15 protein-coding genes are annotated in these 17999 nt (G+C 32.3%); 10 read left to right on the top strand and 5 right to left on the bottom strand.

All coding sequences use genetic code 11. The features are described from left to right. From BM018_RS06780 to BM018_RS06755, 6 genes are all read left to right on the top strand, one after another. The coding region (locus tag BM018_RS06780; RefSeq protein WP_159428226.1) for an FAD-dependent oxidoreductase at positions 1-1142 on the top strand (1142 nt) is incomplete at its 5' end. Further along, on the top strand, positions 1139-2044 hold the full coding sequence (locus BM018_RS06775; protein ID WP_092319935.1) for a glycosyltransferase: 906 nt from the start codon (positions 1139-1141) through the stop codon (positions 2042-2044). The genes BM018_RS06780 and BM018_RS06775, both read left to right, overlap by 4 nt. 9 nt (positions 2045-2053) lie before the next feature. Further along, a complete protein-coding gene (locus tag BM018_RS06770; protein WP_092319933.1) occupies positions 2054-2989 on the top strand; it encodes an NAD-dependent epimerase/dehydratase family protein in 936 nt (311 codons plus the stop codon). Beyond that, complete coding sequence (locus tag BM018_RS06765; protein WP_092319931.1) at positions 2986-3789, top strand: sugar phosphate isomerase/epimerase family protein; 804 nt, start codon at positions 2986-2988, stop codon at positions 3787-3789. The genes BM018_RS06770 and BM018_RS06765 overlap by 4 nt, the downstream gene beginning before the upstream one ends. Then, entirely contained in the window at positions 3786-4574 is a 789-nt protein-coding gene (locus BM018_RS06760; RefSeq protein ID WP_092319929.1) for a glycosyltransferase family 2 protein, read from the top strand. The genes BM018_RS06765 and BM018_RS06760 overlap by 4 nt, the downstream gene beginning before the upstream one ends. Then, the gene (locus BM018_RS06755) at positions 4571-6262 is read left to right on the top strand and encodes a hypothetical protein (protein WP_092319927.1); all 1692 of its coding nucleotides are present in this window, start codon (positions 4571-4573) and stop codon (positions 6260-6262) included. The genes BM018_RS06760 and BM018_RS06755 overlap by 4 nt, the downstream gene beginning before the upstream one ends. A 75-nt stretch (positions 6263-6337) precedes the next feature. Here the strand turns inward: BM018_RS06755 and BM018_RS06750 are convergent, their stop codons facing one another. Further along, complete coding sequence (locus BM018_RS06750; RefSeq protein ID WP_092319925.1) at positions 6338-7261, bottom strand: hypothetical protein; 924 nt, start codon at positions 7259-7261, stop codon at positions 6338-6340. Beyond that, entirely contained in the window at positions 7261-9699 is a 2439-nt protein-coding gene (leuS, locus tag BM018_RS06745; RefSeq protein WP_092319923.1) for a leucine--tRNA ligase, read from the bottom strand. The genes BM018_RS06750 and leuS overlap by 1 nt, the downstream gene beginning before the upstream one ends. A 196-nt stretch (positions 9700-9895) precedes the next feature. Between leuS and BM018_RS06740 the strand changes: the two genes are divergently transcribed. Then, the gene (locus tag BM018_RS06740; RefSeq protein ID WP_092319921.1) at positions 9896-11287 is read left to right on the top strand and encodes an alanine/glycine:cation symporter family protein; all 1392 of its coding nucleotides are present in this window, start codon (positions 9896-9898) and stop codon (positions 11285-11287) included. On the opposite strand, the gene BM018_RS06735 is transcribed toward BM018_RS06740, so the two are convergent. Then, positions 11284-11886 (bottom strand): hypothetical protein, encoded by a 603-nt coding sequence (locus BM018_RS06735; protein ID WP_092319919.1) that lies wholly within the window; start codon positions 11884-11886, stop codon positions 11284-11286. The two genes, BM018_RS06740 and BM018_RS06735, sit on opposite strands and share 4 nt — an antisense overlap. Before the next feature lie 300 nt (positions 11887-12186). Between BM018_RS06735 and BM018_RS06730 the strand changes: the two genes are divergently transcribed. The 3 genes from BM018_RS06730 (at position 12187) to BM018_RS06720 (ending at position 16134) form a co-directional block, all read left to right on the top strand. Further along, positions 12187-13857: a Na+/H+ antiporter NhaC family protein gene (locus tag BM018_RS06730; RefSeq protein WP_092319917.1), complete on the top strand. Its 1671-nt coding sequence runs from the start codon at positions 12187-12189 to the stop codon at positions 13855-13857. A 17-nt stretch (positions 13858-13874) separates the two neighbouring features. Beyond that, the gene (locus BM018_RS06725) at positions 13875-15545 is read left to right on the top strand and encodes a Na+/H+ antiporter NhaC family protein (RefSeq protein ID WP_092319915.1); all 1671 of its coding nucleotides are present in this window, start codon (positions 13875-13877) and stop codon (positions 15543-15545) included. Positions 15546-15942: 397 nt separating this feature from the next. Next, positions 15943-16134, top strand: coding sequence for a hypothetical protein (locus BM018_RS06720; protein ID WP_143280459.1), 192 nt, complete (start codon positions 15943-15945; stop codon positions 16132-16134). 624 nt (positions 16135-16758) lie between these two features. Here BM018_RS06720 and BM018_RS08185 read toward each other — a convergent pair. Together BM018_RS08185 and BM018_RS08180 are read right to left on the bottom strand one after the other, a co-directional pair. Beyond that, on the bottom strand, positions 16759-16950 hold the full coding sequence (locus BM018_RS08185) for a transporter substrate-binding domain-containing protein (RefSeq protein WP_092319911.1): 192 nt from the start codon (positions 16948-16950) through the stop codon (positions 16759-16761). A gap of 5 nt (positions 16951-16955) precedes the next feature. After that, complete coding sequence (locus BM018_RS08180) at positions 16956-17474, bottom strand: transporter substrate-binding domain-containing protein (protein ID WP_092319909.1); 519 nt, start codon at positions 17472-17474, stop codon at positions 16956-16958. Positions 17475-17999: the final 525 nt, after the last annotated feature.

Genomic DNA, 17999 nt, shown 5'->3' with positions numbered 1-17999 from the left:
AGCACAGCACAGCACAGCACAGCACAGCACAGCACTATGTCATTTTTGGAGCAGGGATTTACGGATGTTATGCAGCTATCCAATTGTCAATCAAATATCCTCATAAAAATATTATTATTTTAGAATATGATAATAATATTTTTTCTCGTGCAAGCTGTGTAAATCAAGCACGTCTTCATAATGGTTACCATTATCCTCGTTCTTTACATACAGCTATAAAATGTAGTGAATATTTTGAGCGTTTTCACAAAGATTTTGAATTTGCTGTTTTAGATAACTATATCAAAATTTACGCTGTTGCAAGACAATTTAGTATGTCTTCTGCAGAAAATTTTGAAAAGTTTTGTAAAGAAGCAAATATTCCATGTACCCCTGTTGATTTGAATCGATTTTTTCACCATCAATATATAGAATCTGCTTATGAAACTTTAGAATATACTGTTGATATGTTTAAATTAAAACACTATTTCAAAGAAAAAATACATGAAGCCCAAAATATTCAATTCATTCCTAATTTTCGATTAAAAGAAGTCTCTCAAACTAATACTCATTGGATCATAAAAGGGGAAGATCATGTATTCCAAACTGATTGGGTATTAAATACAACTTATGGATCACTGAATACCATCATCAAATTATTCGGCTTTGAGCCTTTACCAATGAAATTCGAACTTGCTGAAATGATTCTATGCCATGTTCCTGTACAACTTCAAGGATACGGATTAACAGTTATGGATGGACCATTTTTTTCACTTATGCCTTTTAATTTTGAAGGACAATTTTCACTTTCTGCCGTACGCTACACCCCTCATGAGACCTCTTACACAGATACTCCTACATTTTCGTGTCAACGAAATTCATTAACCTGTTCATCTAAACAAGTAGAAAATTGTAATACCTGTTATGTTCGTCCTGATTCTGCTTGGCCTCATATGTATCAACTAGCAAAAAAATACCTTAAGCATGATATATTGCCAAAATACATTAAGAGTCTTTTTACTATTAAAACACTAATGACAACAAGTGTTCTATCAGATTCCAGGCCTGTAATTATTAAACAATATTCAGAATCACCGACTTTCATTTCTATTTTAGGAGGCAAGATCAATACAATTTATGAAATGGACCAATTTTTATTATGATTCAAAGAAAGGAAACAATTTATGCTTCATTTATTTTATACTATGAATATTCTAACAAAATTAAGCAAGATTTATTTCACCAATTAGAGACGTGGATCGATTCTTACTTCGAGTATTATGAAATTATCCTTATTAATAATACAATATATACTCGATCAGAAATTTTGCAGCATCTAAATCCTAACTTTAAGGATATTTTATTTCTAGATCTTGGAGGTAATCATCTACAAAACCAAGCGTTACGCTCAGGAATTGATTTTTCTAAAGGAGACTCTGTTTTTATTATTGCAGATAGCAATGTTCCAGATTTAATTAACCAACTCAAAAATATGTATGAATATCACAATAAGGGGTATGACATTGTTATCCTAAATACTCCTTATAGTAAATGGAAACACCGTCTATTTTTAAAATTTATTTCAAAACTATCTAAAGATAAAATTTCCCAACACCACGATCTGCTATTTTTAGTTTCCAAACGAGTCGTAAATATATATTCTCTATCGACTAGTAGAATTTTTCCTATTACAACATTATTGCGAAATACTGGCTATTCTATTTTTGAACTTCATTACAGACCTCAAAATAAACGTAGATCTCTTTTATCCAAAGATGAATATACTTTATATATGATAACATTTTCAGATTTTCTTCCCCAATTTGCGTTTACTATTACTATCTTTTGTTTTATTATATCTTTACTGGGCATAATTTATGCTACTATTATGTTCCTGTTCAATAAAAACGTTGTCCAAGGATGGACTACATTATTTTTACTTCTATCTTTTGGATTGTCGGGCATTTTTATGATTTTATCAATACTCGTTCGCTATTTAGGATTATTCTGCAAAGAAATCCAAAATACTCCAATTTATTCTGTAAAACAAATAACAAAATTATAGAGGATTATTATGAAATCTGCACTAATTGGTTACACTGGTTTTGTTGGAGGGAATCTCCTAGAAAAAATGAATTTTACCCATCAATACAATTCAAAAAATATTCAAGAAATTAAGCATAAAGAATTTGATTTTTTGATATGTGCTGGTATCCCAGCAGAAATGTTTATTTCCAATAGTAATCCAGAACAAGATAAAAAAAATATCCAAAATATTCTTGATATATTAGCAACCGTAAAAGTAAAAACAGCAGTATTAATTTCTACTGTCGCTGTTTATTCTCAACCTGTTATAGCTGACGAAAATTCTACATCTTTTGATTTAAATACTCCTTATGGAAAACATCGCCGCATGGCAGAAGAACAATTTATTGAAATGTTTCCTAAGCATCTCATTGTACGCTTGCCGGCACTATTCGGCCGCAAAATTAAAAAAAATTTTCTTTGCGATATTATTAATCCTACCCCAGTGTTTCTTAAAAAAGAAAAACTCATTGAGTTATCAGAACAAGAAAATATTTTAAAAGAATATTATAGTTTCAATGATTCAAAAAATATGTACGAATTCCAAAAAGATCTGGCTATTAATAATAATAAATTACAAGAAATTAATAATATATTTAATAAATTAAATTTTACATCACTTCAATTCACTCATGCAGACAGCAGATTTCAATTTTATAATCTACACAACTTGCATCACGATATTCAAAAAGCATTGGAAAATAATATTTCTATATTAAACATTTGTTCCGAGCCAATCACACCACGTGAAATAATAAAAACACTCTTTGATAAAGAATTTAATTTTACTTCAGCCAGAAAATTCAGCTATGATATCCAATCCCTTTATGCATCTCTTTGGGATAACACAAAATATCTTTATAATAAAGAACAAGTTATTACAGATCTCAAATTATTTTTTATAGAAAATGGAGTTCTGTTATGAAATTGTGTGTTTCTAATTTGGCTTGGAATAATAATGAGCGGATTGCTGTTTATAAACTATTACAACAAAATAATATTAAACATATAGAAATTGCACTCAGTAAATTTAGTACAAAAGCTCTTAATGAAAATATAAAAGCTTATCTTGATTTCAAAGATGAATGGGAATCTTATGGTCTGACTGCTGTTTCAATGCAAAGTTTGCATTTTGGAGTAGAAAATGCATATTTATTTAGGACAGGTAAACAAAGAAATAACTTATTAGAAGCTACTAAAAAAGCAATTTCCATCGCATCATGTTTAGAAATTCAAAACTTAGTTTTTGGTTCTCCTAAACTTAGAATTATTCCCAATAGAGCCGATACATCTAAAGCTGTTAATTTTTTTACAAAACTTAATACATTTGCCCAATCAAAAAATTGTTATCTAAATCTTGAAGCAAACTCTAAACAATATGGAACAAATTTTTTAACAACAACTCAAGAAGCACTTCAGTATCTGAAGGATAATCAATGGTCTAATATCGGAATTAATCTTGATATTGGCACAATTATTTTGGAAAATGAAAATATAGAAGAGATGATCCCTCATTTTCAAAGTGTAAGACACGTCCATCTTAGTATACCTTACTTAAAAACAAATTTTGAAGAATATCGTTCTCAAATCCAATACTACATTTCAGAATTTAAAAAATCTAACCATACAGTTTTTAGTATTCTCTCTCTTGAGATGTATTCGAACGAAACAAATTTAAATATGCTAGAGAAAAATATTTACCTTATACAGGAGTATATACAATGAAACAAATACCTAGTTATGATATTTTTGAATTTTCTCCTAAAAAACACGAATATTGCGTAGGCATTCCTTTACTGAATGAAGGAGAAAAAATTAAAAAAGAACTTCAAACTATGTTAGAACAAAGAATTCATAACATAGCAGATATCATTATTTTTGATGGAAACTCTACGGATGGAAGTACGGAACATAATTTCTTGAAATCAATGAATATCAATACTATACTAATCAAAACAAGTCCTGGAAAGCAAGGAGCTCAATTTAGAATGGGATTTGATTTTATTCTGAAACGCGGGTATAAAGGTATTGTCACAATTGATGGAAATAACAAAGACAATACTGATGCCATTCCTGGCTTTATTAAAAAATTAAAAGAAGGTCAAGATTTCATTCAAGGATCTAGGTTTATTTCTGGAGGAGTTCATAAAAACACTCCTTTGTCTCGGTTTTTGGCTGTTAAATATATCCATGCACCATGGATTAGTGCTATGGGAGGCTTTAAATACACTGATACTACTTCTGCTTATCGAGGAATCTCCAGACGTTTTTTAGAAGACAAAAATTTAGCTATTTTTCGTGATATTTTCGATGGTTACGAGCTTTTGTTTTATATGTCTGTTATGGCTCCTAAACTCGGTTACAAAACATGCGAGATTCCCGTTTCACGTATTTATCTTCCAAAAGGAAAAATACCAACAAAAATTACAATGTCAGGAAACTTCAAAATTATTCATGAATTATGGAAAATACAAACAGGTTTTTATAATATTAAAAGAGGTAAAGTATGAATTATTCTCGAATACGAACTATTACCAATATCTTAATTTTTCTAGGGATTGTGGCTGTATATACTTGGTTTTTGCAGTTTAACACCTATAGGCAGGATGAATTTTGGTGGAGTTTCTTTTATACAGACAATATCTGGGATTTCATTAAAACTACTGATCAAGGGAAATATCTTCCTAGTTGGATTTTGCATTTCATAATTCATGGTACAGCACTCCTGCAAAACATTCATCCAAATGATAATCTCATTCCTAAATTAGGAGTAGGAATAAATTTCGCTACAGTAACATATCTCCTATCTTTATGTGCTACATATCCTTATAGTAAAAAACTATCGCCTCTAATAACTATTTTTTCATTTTTTCTATTATCGATTATCGTAGTCCAATCGCGTCAAACTGTTATATTCTATACACAACATTTTACTTATATTTTCGGATTGCTACCTTTTCTACTGGCAATCTCTCTTTTTGCTCGCTTTTATATTAACAAAACTGTACCTTCTACACTTTTTTTCTATAGTTTAGCAGCATTCATTATTGGTACTATTCACATTAGCATTTTCATTTCATTAGGAATTATATTATTTCTACTCGCTCTCAATATTATTATTTTAGGAATAAAGTGCCAATGGAATATCACTACTATTATTCGGACATTTAAACATCTAGGCAAAACCGTATGGGTACCTTTTACCTTTTATTTTTTAGGTATTATTCTTTTTTTCTCATCTCCTCATTTACAATATGTCGCCAGTAGCAGAACAAAAGAAAATTTTACACGTATTTTAGAATTATTACCCAATTTTATTACAATATATATCAAAACAGTATTTTTCCGACACTATGCTTGGATTTTATGGATATTACTTAGCATATTAACATTAATTATATGCTACTTAATACTTAAGCCTCACCTTTCACATAAAAGAAAAACAATAAATATAGCTATGTCTCTCAATTCAACAGCATGGAGAGTATTAAGTTTAGGAACGGCTATTCTTTTAGCAGTGTTAATATTTAATTTTTCACTTATTGCTCAAGGAGATCAAATGTATGGAGTAAAAGCTTTTTGGGTAGAACACGGTAATATTCGTGTGACTTGTAATTTAATCATTTTAGCTGTAGTTTTACTATATCTAGGTTACATCAACTCTATACTTAACAACCCTGTTTATCTAGTAGTATTAATATTACTAATATCGCCAATGGTTATCCGTGTTATCCCTCAGTACAAACAACTATATCAGTATATGAAATTTTCTAAAATCAATTGGTATCAAACAGAAAAAATATACCGGTTTTATGCTCTGCAACATAAAACCGCTATTTTGCCTGCTAATGTAGAACTATCAAATGATGCTTTTTTTCATGAATACTTATTCCACAGTTCTCCAGAAAGACCCTATGACTGGACAGGATCTGGTTATATTTTAAGAAATTATCCCATGATCTACTACAAAGATTTGGAATACACAAAACGTACATATCCAGACCCTTATTTTGATAAACCATCACCTATGAAACATTTTCCAGATAAACCTAATTATTATGTTGAATATATCTTAACAAACTCAAATACTGCAATATCTTTATATTCAAATTTAGGAGGAACTATAACTGAAGAAGAGTTTTATAAGCCAAAATTTAGTAGACTTTTTAATGAAACTTACGTTCTATCAACAAACTGATCTTTTGATCATAAAACACATAGTTTGTGAATTGATAAACAAAAACTCCTATGCAGAATAGGAGTTTTTATAATTTTAATATTCTTCTGGATATTCTATTTCATATTCTGTCATGTATTCATCATTTGTTTCGTTACCTTCTGATTCATCAACAATTATTGTTTCTGTTTGAGTATCAATTTCTTCTACTTCTGATGTAATTTCTTGAAGAGTAAGATCATCAAAAAAGCCAGCTGTAGGAAATCCATCTGATCCTTTGAATGTTTTAACATCGGCATTTAATGCAATATCTGCATATACTTTAAGCAAAGCCTTAAAGAAAGCTTTATGTCTAACTCCTATCAAATAGGATCTAGTACTACTGTCAATAAATCGATGGGTTACATTATAAATCTGACTGGATGGATCATTAGGATCAATTGGCTTATCTTTTGTATACTCAACTAAATCAAGAATTTGGTTATCAGTAAATAGGACAGTAGCTCTCCACTGTGAAGTACCGCGTGCAAAGTTTAGAAAAGTTTTTGTTTTGGGAATGAGAAAACTAATCTCCGGTAAATCTGTACCCGATAAGGTAGTACTGATCCAGTCATCAGGGATAAAGCCTACTTGCCGGTGTTCGAAAATCATACCAAATCGCAATTCCAAAGTACTGTTATTGAAAACTACAAAAGGAATTCCGTTCCAGATTCCAAAGTGCTGAGTACTACGGCCATATCCTCTAGGAAAAAAAACAGTCGAATCTCCAAGATTAATGTTCTGAACAATACTTGGAGTAGTGATTAACGAAGCAATTCCTTGAGGAGCACTGTCAAGAAAACTTTCATTTCGGATCAGCATAGGAAAGGGTCCTGGAACGTTATTTTGAATATTAGTTGATGGTGTTGGTAATATACCTTCCTCTTGAGCTCTTCTTAATTGCTGTTCCAAGGTTTGTGCTGCAATAGAATAGGGAACCAGTAAAGTAAGCAATAATACTATTATTTTTAATTTTTTCATTACTCTTTTACCACAATATTTATTAATTTATCGGGAACTACAATAATTTTTATAATATTCTTTCCTAGTAGTCGATTTTTTACTCCTTCGTTTGATAAACTTAATTCTTCTAATTCTTCTTTGGATAAACCTTTAGAAACAAAAAATTTTTCTCGATTTTTCCCATTAATTTGTACTACAAATTCAATCATTTGATCTTCAGTCAGTTTGTCATCATAAGTTGGAAATCTCTCATTGGTAACAAGCGGAGAATGACCAAGCATTTCCCATAATTCCTCACTGATATGCGGAGCAAATGGAGCAAGTAATTTTACTAAAATTTCGAGAGTTTCTTTTGGCAAAGCATTTCTGTTTGTTAAATCGTTTACTAATACCATCAAAGCACTAATTGCCGTATTAAATTGACTAATTGTTTCAATGTCATGGGTAACTTTTTTGATAGTTTTGTGTGTCAAACGTAATAAATCATCGGGAATAGGAGAATTTTCATCAATAGGATGCTGAGTATATAAACGCCACACACGATCTAGAAATTTTTTTATCCCCTTAATACCGTTAGTAGACCAGGGTTTACCCATTTCCAATGGCCCCATAAACATCTCATATAGCCTAAAACTATCCGCACCATATTCTTTAATAATATCATCCGGATTCACAACATTACCTCGGGATTTACTCATTTTCTCATTATTTTCTCCGAGAATCATCCCTTGATTAACTAATTTTTTGAATGGTTCTTTCGTTGATACTAATCCAAGATCATAAAGAACTTTATGCCAGAAACGCGCGTACAACAAGTGCAATACGGCATGTTCTTGCCCCCCAACATATAAATCAACAGGCATCCAATATTTTTCTTTTTCTGGGTCGACAAGTGCATTACTATTATTAGGATCAATGTATCTCAAATAATACCAGCACGAACCAGCCCATTGAGGCATTGTATTGGTTTCTCTACGAGCGGAATTTCCACATTTTGGACAACAACAATGTATCCATTCATATGCCTCAGCAAGCGGAGATTCTCCTTCTAGGCCTGGTAAATACACAGAAATTTCAGGAAGTGTCAAAGGGAGTTCGTTTTCCGGAACAGGAACAACTCCACATTCTTGGCAATGAACAATAGGAATAGGTTCACCCCAGAAACGTTGCCGTGAAAAAATCCAATCTCTTAATTTATATTGTACAGCTTTCTTGCCTTTGTTTATTTGAACAAGTTTATTAAGCACAGCTTTTTTCATTTGTTCTGTTTTTAATCCTGATAATTCTTCCGAATTAATAGATACTCCTTCATCAGAGAATGCTTGTTGAGAAAGATCAGGTAATATCCCTAATTCAGGCGAAACTACCGGAATAATCGGAAGATCATATACCCCAGCAAATTCATAATCCCGCTGGTCGTGTGCAGGGACAGCCATAACGGCTCCTGTACCATAGTTTTCCAGAACATAATCCCCAATCCAAATTGGTATTTCTTTATTATTAATAGGATTAATAGCAAAAGATCCTGTAAATACCCCTGTTTTTTGTTTATTGAGTTCTGTTCTTTCCATATCGGTCTTACGCATACTTTTTTGAATATAGTCATCAACTGCCTGTTTTTGAGTAGGACTCGTAATTTCAGCAACCAGAGGATGGCCAGGTGCCAACACAACATAAGTAGCTCCATATAAAGTATCTGGCCTTGTCGTATAAACAAAAATAGGTTTTTGAGTCTTCTTTTCAAGAAATATAATTTCAGCTCCTTCCGAGCGGCCAATCCAATTACGTTGAAGCTGCTTAATAGATTCTGGCCAATCACATAAATTTAAATCTTCTAAAAGTCTATCAGCATATGCTGTTATTTTAAGCACCCATTGACGTAGGTTTTTTTTTACTACAGGACAACCAGTTCGCTCATCCCTACCATCTACAACTTCTTCATTAGCTAATACTGTACGTGTTTCTTCACACCAATTTACAGGTATCATTGCTTCATAAGCAAGGCCTTTTTCAAAGAGCTTCAAAAAAATAAATTGTGTCCATTTGTAATATGAAGGATCATGTGTGCAAATTTTTCTATTCCAATCATAAGCAAACCCTAGACTTTTAATCTGCCGCTCAAAATTCGTAATATTTTCTTCTGTAGAAATCTTAGGATGAGTTCCTGTTTTAATAGCATATTGTTCTGCTGGCAACCCAAATGAATCATATCCCATCGGATGCAGAACATTATAACCTTTCATACGCAAGTAGCGTCCATATATATCAGTTGCAGTATACCCTTCGGGGTGGCCGACATGCAATCCGTTACCTGAAGGGTATGGAAACATATCCAAAATATAAGCCCTCTTATCAGGTGGAAAATTATGATCTTCAGTCACCTTAAATGATTGGTGTTGTTCCCAATATTTTTGCCATTTTGCTTCTATTTCTTGAAAATTATATTCTTTTGCCATCTATTTTCCTTGCTAAAGCAGTAAAAATTATTTCTTCATTTTTCTTTCGGAATTTATTAAATAAACTATAGCATTATAAGGTGTTTTCATTAAAATTGATTAATTTTTAGGCAACCTATTATTTAATTGATTAATTTTTGATCAAAACATTGACAGAACAAGGAAAATATGCCAATATATCTTAAAGGAGGAAAGTATGATAGCAAATATCATTGATACGCTTAATAATTATTTATATTCTTATATTTTGGTTATTGTTTTATTAGGGGTTGGAATTATTTTTACTCTTAAAACAAAATTTATACAATTCCACTGGAAAGAAATGTCTGCAGCATTTTCCAATAGCTTAACTGGAAATTCTAAATCTAAAAAAATATCATCTTTTGAAGCATTTGCTGTAACTACAGCTTCTCGTGTTGGCACTGGGAATTTGGCAGGAGTCGCCTTAGCAATCATAGTAGGAGGTCCCGGAGCTATCTTTTGGATGTGGATTACAGCTCTGCTTGGAGGATCTTTAGCATTCATCGAATCCACTCTTGCTCAAATATTTAAAGTTCATGATAAAGACAATACACATTTCAGAGGAGGACCTGCATATTATATGCAGCAAGGCCTTCATTCAAAAACTATGGGACTCATATTTTCTATATTATTGTTGATGGTTTTCGGTATAGCATTTAATTCCGTACAAGCTAATACTATTGCTTTAGCATTTGAAAACAGTTTCCATATCCCAACAATAGTGAGTGCTTTTATTTTGTCGATATTATCAGCTGCTTTTATTTTTGGAGGCCTGCCACGTATTGCTAAAGCTTCCGCATTAATTGTTCCCGTTATGGCTATTCTCTATCTAATTTTGTGCTTAATTGTCATATTTATAAACCTTGATAAAATAGGAAACGTATTTTTGGTGATATTTCAAAACGCCTTTGGATTGAAAGAATTTGGTACGGGAACATTAATTGGAACAATTGTAACGGGTGTAAAGAGAGGACTTTTTTCAAACGAGGCAGGAATGGGATCAGCACCGAATGCAGCCGCGGCTGCCGATACCTCACACCCTGTAAAACAAGGTTTAATACAAGCATGTGGTGTATTTTTTGATACCATTATTATTTGTTCGGCTACAGCTTTTTTGATTCTTTTTTCTGGGGTGGATATTTCCAATGCATCGTCAGGTATTGCCCTTACACAAAATGCTTTAACTATTTATTTTGGTAATATGGGAAATATATTTTTATCAGTTTGTATTTTTCTTTTAGCATTCTCTTCCATTTTAGGCAACTATTTTTATGCTCAAAATACAATGCTCCTTATCAGTCATAACAAAATAGTCCTTTTCTCTTTCAAAATTTTAGTGATTGTACCAGTATTTGCTGGTTCTGTTGCACAATTTAATTTGGTATGGAATATTGCCGATCTGTTTATGGGTCTGATGGCTCTTCTGAATATATATGCTATTGTTAAATTATTTCCTTTTGTTCAGGAAACTCTACTTGATTATCAAGCACAAAGCCGACAAGGAAAAGATCCTGCTTTTAACAAAGTGCATGTTAAAGGCCTCGAAGACGTAGAGTGTTGGGATTAATTTTTTTCGAAATATCCGCGATCCATCCAAAAACGTATTAATTCAATGTTCAGAGAAAGGGTTTGTTCCTTGTATGCAAGCCCAGTTATTGTATCTTTATAATAGGATTGAGAAGATATAGGCACTAAAATACCACTTCGATTGACAATCGAAATATACACAAAAACATGGTATGAATCGTCATAAGTAGAGTAGGGTAACTCTGCTTGCGCACTCCATTTATTATTTGCATAAACAACAGCATTAAAACACACTGGGCGTTGATTATTAATAAGCGTCATTGCTTCAGTTGTGGAACGCGGCATTTGTTGAAAATCATCAAAAATATACCATGAAGCAAAAAAGCGTGTGTTTTTTAGAGTCTGACCTGTTATACTTGCAAAGGTAGAATAAGTACTTTCATGAGGCTGAAAAATTAAAGAAAAAATATTTTTTTCAGGAAGTTGAGTTTTTGCTGTATTTTTTAAATTTTGTTGAAGATAAGGAACTTTCTTTTTTAATGATATATTAATACTGTCGTTATTGAACTGCTGATCCGCAACATGCATATAACTATGAATTAAATTAGGAAATAATAAAATAATTAATACTTTTAACATCTCTGCCTCTCATTTTACTATCGGTATAAATCAAAAAAAATATCGAAAATAAACTTAAAATTTTACACTTTTAAAAAAACATTGTATAATCCTGTTATACTTTTTTCAAGGGGAAATCATGTATTGTGAATTCTATATTCGGAATGAGAATTCATATTGTTTAAAGATATTATCAACTGTTTGTAGAATATAACCTGTATAGGGCAATATATGATCATCAATGAAAAAAATTCCATATTTTGTCTTTGATTATACGGTTTTATTTGCCAATATTTATCTAATTTTATCAAGGAGTAAAAAATGTGGTTATTAGTAGTAAATATTTTATTACTACCTGCGATTTTATTTTCTCAGGAAGTATCTTTATCAGAACAAAATGCACAATTTTTTGGTTTTTTCACTCTATTACCTCCCATTCTAGCTATTATCTGTGCTTTTTTGACGAGACAAGTTTTATTTTCTCTTTTTGTAGGGATTTGGAATGGAACTTTTTTATTAAGTATACAAAACGGTTTTCAAATATGGGATATATTCCAAAGTTTTAGTGCAATTCCTCATTTGATTATTGATTCAATGGCTGATTCTGCAAATGCTGGAATTATCCTTCAAGTACTGACAATTGGGGGCTTAATAGCTGTCATTGCACGTAACGGAGGAGCTGTAGCAGTTGCAGAAATTGTTGCCTCAAAAGGAAAAACTCCCCGATCTGCTCAACTATTATCATGGTTTTTAGGGCTTTTTATCTTTTTTGATGATTATGCAAGCTGCTTGATTACTGGACCCGTCATGAAAACTGTAACCGATAAACTAAAAGTTTCCCGAGAAAAACTAGCATTCATTGTAGATGCTACGGCAGCTCCTATTTCCGGGATAGTGCTTATTTCGACTTGGATAGGATATGAACTAGGTGTCATGAAAGATGCTTATGCTATTGCAGGTTATTCAGATATTAATGTTTACAATATATTTATTGAAACTATTCCTTATCGATTTTATAATATTTTTATTCTTGGATTTATTGTGCTTATTGCTCTATTTAATAGGGATTTTGGTCCTATGTTTAAAGCTGAACGAAATGCACGCCATGGTATTATTGATTCTTCGGGATATCAATCTGATCAGGATACTTCTCTAGATCCTTTACCAGGTATCAAAATGAATCCATGGAATGCTCTTATTCCTATTTTAGTATTGATTTTTTCAGCTATTATAGGTTTTTGGGTAAACGGATATAATACACTATTAGCAGATGATCCTCAAGCTCTTTCTAATTTGTCTGGATATCTTCTTCTCATAGAGGTATTAGGCAACGCAGATGCAGGATTTGTCATTTTTCAAGCAGCATTATTTGCTAGTTTTGTTGCATTTTTTATGTCTAATATCACAAAAACTATTTCCCTTTATGATTCAATCAAAATTTGGGTAAACGGTGCCAAAGCTTTATTTGCCAGTGCTGTAATTATTCTGTTATTAGCATGGTCTATGGCATCCGTCATCAAAGAATTAGGTACACATTATTACTTAACTGCTGCACTAAAAGAAATTCTCAATCCTAGATTGCTTCCCACTATTATATTTATTTTAGGATTTTTTATTTCTTTTTCCACGGGTACAGCATTTGGAACCATGGGCATTCTCATACCATTAACAATTCCTTTGGCAGTTTCACTTGCACCAGATATGCCTGCTATTACTGTTTCATCTGCAAGCGCTGCTCTTACTGGAGCTATTGTTGGAGATCATTGTTCCCCGATATCAGATACAACTATTTTATCAGCTGTAGGAGCCGATTGTGCATTGTTAGACCATGTACGTACTCAAATGCCTTATGCCTTGCTTGTCATGATTATTTCTATAGTTTTTGGATATCTGGGTACATCATTTGGATTATCAATATTTTTAGCTTATGTATTAGGATTTTCCAGTCTCATTCTAGTATTATTTACAGTTGGCAAACAACCTAATTTATGACTGTAAGGAGGATTAGTATGCAGTTGCTCAATATTATATTAGTATTATTGATTCCTAGTGTGATATTTGGATTATCTCCTCAAGAGATTGCCCAAAAATTGGGAATATGGACTCTTCTGCCACCATTTTTGGCTGTTATGTTGGCTTTTTTGACAAAACATGTTATTTTATCATTACTTATCGGGATTTGGACAGGATCTTTATTATTAGTAGTATCTGTTCACGGGGGTTCTTTTTATTCTTTTATTCAAAGTTTTACTATGATCTCAAAAACAATTGTTAACTCTATTAATAGTAGTTTTAGTGCTGGAATCATTATGCAGGTGATTACCATTGGTGGATTAATAGCATTAATTGGCCGTAATGGAGGAGCACGTGCTGTAGCATCAATGATTGCTTCTAAAGCAAAAACACCAAGATCTGCTCAATTAATGACCTGGATATTAGGAATATTTATTTTCTTTGACGACTATGCCAATGCATTGATTGCTGGTTCTGTAATGAGACCTGTTACTGACAAACTTAAGGTTTCCCGAGAAAAATTAGCTTTTATTGTTGATTCAACAGCTGCTCCTATTGCTGCAGTTGCCCTTATTTCTACATGGATCGGCTTTGAATTAAGTACCATGAGAGATGCCTATGAAATTATAGGTCAGCCTGATGTTAATGTTTATGCCATATTTTTAAAAACGATACCATATCGATTTTATAATATTTTTATGCTAGGATTTGTTGCTATTATTGCTCTAATGAATAGAGATTTTGGCCCTATGCTTAAGGCAGAACAAAATGCTCGTAATGGTATTATCAATAATACTCATACTATGCAAGAGGGTGGGGATGCATTAGATCCCCTTCCTCATATAAAATTAAATATTTGGAATGCTCTTATTCCTTTAGCTACTTTGATTATTGTATCGATATTAGGATTTTGGAATGAAGGGTACCAATCTTTAATGCAAAAAAATCCTGAAATTTTTAACAAATTGCAAGGATATGATTTGAGTATCGAAATTTTAGGAGCTTCTAGTGCCAGTTTTGTCATTTTTCAAGCTGCATTAGCAGCTACTATTGTTGCTTTTATTATGTCTGCTATAACTAAAACAATCAACTTCTTTGACGCTTTTCAAATTTGGCTCAACGGAGCAAAAAATTTATTTGGTACAGCAGTTCTCACATTAATTTTAGCTTGGTCCATTTCATCTATTATTAAAGCATTAGGAACCAATTTTTTCCTTGTAGAATTTTTAAAAGACGTTGTTAATCCGGCATTGTTACCGATGTTTACTTTTATTATTGGCATGCTGGTTTCTTTTTCTACAGGGACTTCTTATGGTACTATGGGAATTTTGATGCCTCTAGCAATACCCTTAGCTTCTTCGTTGTCAAATGGAGCAGATATTATAGTTATTGCTACAGCTGGAGCAGTACTTACAGGAGCTGTATTTGGAGATCATTGTTCTCCAATATCAGACAGTACAATTTTATCTTCTGCAGGTGCTGGATGTTCTCTAGTTGATCACACCAAAACTCAATTACCTTATGCATTATTAGTTGGATTTATATCTATTATATTAGGTTATCTTATGATTGCGTTCGGATTTCCAATATTAGTATCGTATATTTTAGGATTTTCATTTCTTATTTCTATACTTTATGTTTATGGGAAAAATCCGAGTCAACAATAAAACTGTAACTTGTATAAGATTTGACTATAATTTTTTAACTAAATATATTCGTTCGTTTACATCACTGGTATTTAGTACGATAATTCCAACGCTGTTTTCCAAGATAAGCGAATTAAAATTAATGACTGCTGCCACCGCGATGTCCAAACGGTAGGGTTTAGTCTGTTTTTGAGGGCTTTTCTCCTGAATCATTTGCAGTTGGTCATACAAAAAGTTATAAATAAAACGATGGATTTATTCCAAAAGGTCTAAAAAACCAATCTGCAAAAGACGTTCTATAAATATTTGAATTCTCTTAACATTGAAAATGAGAACCCTTTGTTGACATAACATTTATTATCGGGAATAGATTATATGTCAATTAATGTTATATTTGACAAGTCCTGAAGAAAAATTCATGCTTAAAATTCCGTACCCTAATCTCGACTATACTAACATTGCTAATTCACCTTTAAATATTTATCCGTTGAAAGCACAAACTTTTTATTATGAGATGGTACACACATTCACCAAACATGAACAACAAAACGCATTAAAAACCCCATTAAAAGACATTGAAATCGCATTTCAGAAACCTGCTCTGTCTTGATCTGTGTTTGTTTATTAAAAATGATAAACGAAGGAGTGGAGCTATAGCTATTGTTTCTGATGTCATTACTCCAGCGTTAGCTGTAAAATGGTTTAACAGATTTTGTACTTGGGTCTATTAGAAACAAGTATCTGCAACAACTCTTTTCGATAAAGAATTAGCCAAAGCCAATATACGTGTTCTTTTCGATTGGCAGGTGCCCACTAACGATAATAAATCTGCCATACTGCCCGGGCAGCAAGATGGGCCTGGTGTTTCGTTCATTCCAAACCAAATTGCTACCGTCTACGCCTTGATCGGGGATTTATTTGAAAAAAATAGTAACCAATAACCATATCTGCATCTTGCAGGTCATACTGTATCCTCATCAAGATAAAGCTTTTGTTCGAGAAATAATATTGATTTTAAGCCAAACATACGAAAGCAGATCCAAATTGCACAGCATATGTGTAGGGATTATACTTTTATAGTAATTACTTAATCGATTCCATTAGTTGCTCAGTATGCTCCGTTACACTCATACAATCCATCAACTCAACATAAGGCCATTTCTGATTCTGTAATGTTAGTATAATATCGTTCAGTAACTCTTAACAATATAAAGATTACAGATGCATAGTCAATTTAATCATAAAAAAAGAAGTCAATTCCTTGAGCATCAAATAATTTTTTTTCTTCCCGGAAATATTTTTCTGTCAATACTTTATATCCTCCTGAAGCCTTAAATTCTTTCAAGAAAGAATTAATTTCTGCAAGAAGCTTTACATTACCTTTGCGTACGGCGATTCCCCAGTCATTATTTTCTGAACCTGCCATATCAATTAGTAAAGTTTGTAGACAGAAAGCCAGTCATAAAGAAACGCATTAGCCTTTCCTTGAATAACCTCTGTTATTGCAGGAGTTTCTGTTGCAAAAGAATTCTTTTTTGACTCCGGAAATTGATCTAGTGCAAAAAAATAAGAAGTTGTTCCCTGACGTAATGCAAGTGTTCGTTCCGGATGATTCAAATCACTTGATTTTTTTACAGGAGAATCACGGTATACTAACGCCGCAATCACAGTATGTGCATAAGGATCTGAAAAATCTACTTTTTCTTTCCGTGCTTCTATAATAGCCATTGATGAAGTAATCAGATCAATTTTTTTTGTTTGCAAAGAAGTTATTAATCCATTCCACGCAATATGCTTGATTTCGACCTCCTTACCTAAATATTCACCTAAACTGTGTGCCAAATCAACACTGATGCCTTTAGGGTTGCCGTTTGTGTCTCGCATTTCAAAAGGAGGAAAAGACAATTCCATTCCTACAATTAATTTATCTTCTTTTTTTGTTTTGTGCATGAAATCACTAAAAGATAAAGTATCATTAATATTTTCATATCGTTCCCCTTCTGTAGATATATCTTACAACTGAATAATTATAGCATATTAACCAAGACCATTAAAGTAAAAAACAATAACGAATTATGGAAATTAAAATTATAAAATATTATCACTTTGCACATTGATATTAAAATATCATAGCTTTGTTATGATCTGCTGTCATGAGAAGTTTGATTTGAGACTTTAAAGAAAATTCCTTTTCCTAAGCGGCAGGCTTACGCACCTGCTCTAGGAAAGAAAGTCCCTCCCCTGAGCATTGGTTAGGGATTGTTTATAAAGAGATATTTCTTTACTCCCTGTTTTTGTATTTTTCATATAACATACTTGAGGACAGCCCAGATGGCGGCTTTATCCTTGTGCTCGGGATTGTCGGCTAAAAATTTATCTATTCCCTCTTCGATATTTTTGTCTTCATAAGAAATATATTTCGAAAGGAGATGCTTCTACATCGAAATAAAAACTGAGGCATTGGCATGACACAAG

Origin of the sequence: Brevinema andersonii, from assembly GCF_900112165.1 — a bacterium.
Lineage (GTDB): Bacteria > Spirochaetota > Brevinematia > Brevinematales > Brevinemataceae > Brevinema > Brevinema andersonii.
The sequence above is the reverse complement of the archived record's forward strand: the minus strand, read 5'-3'. Positions and strand labels throughout refer to the sequence as shown.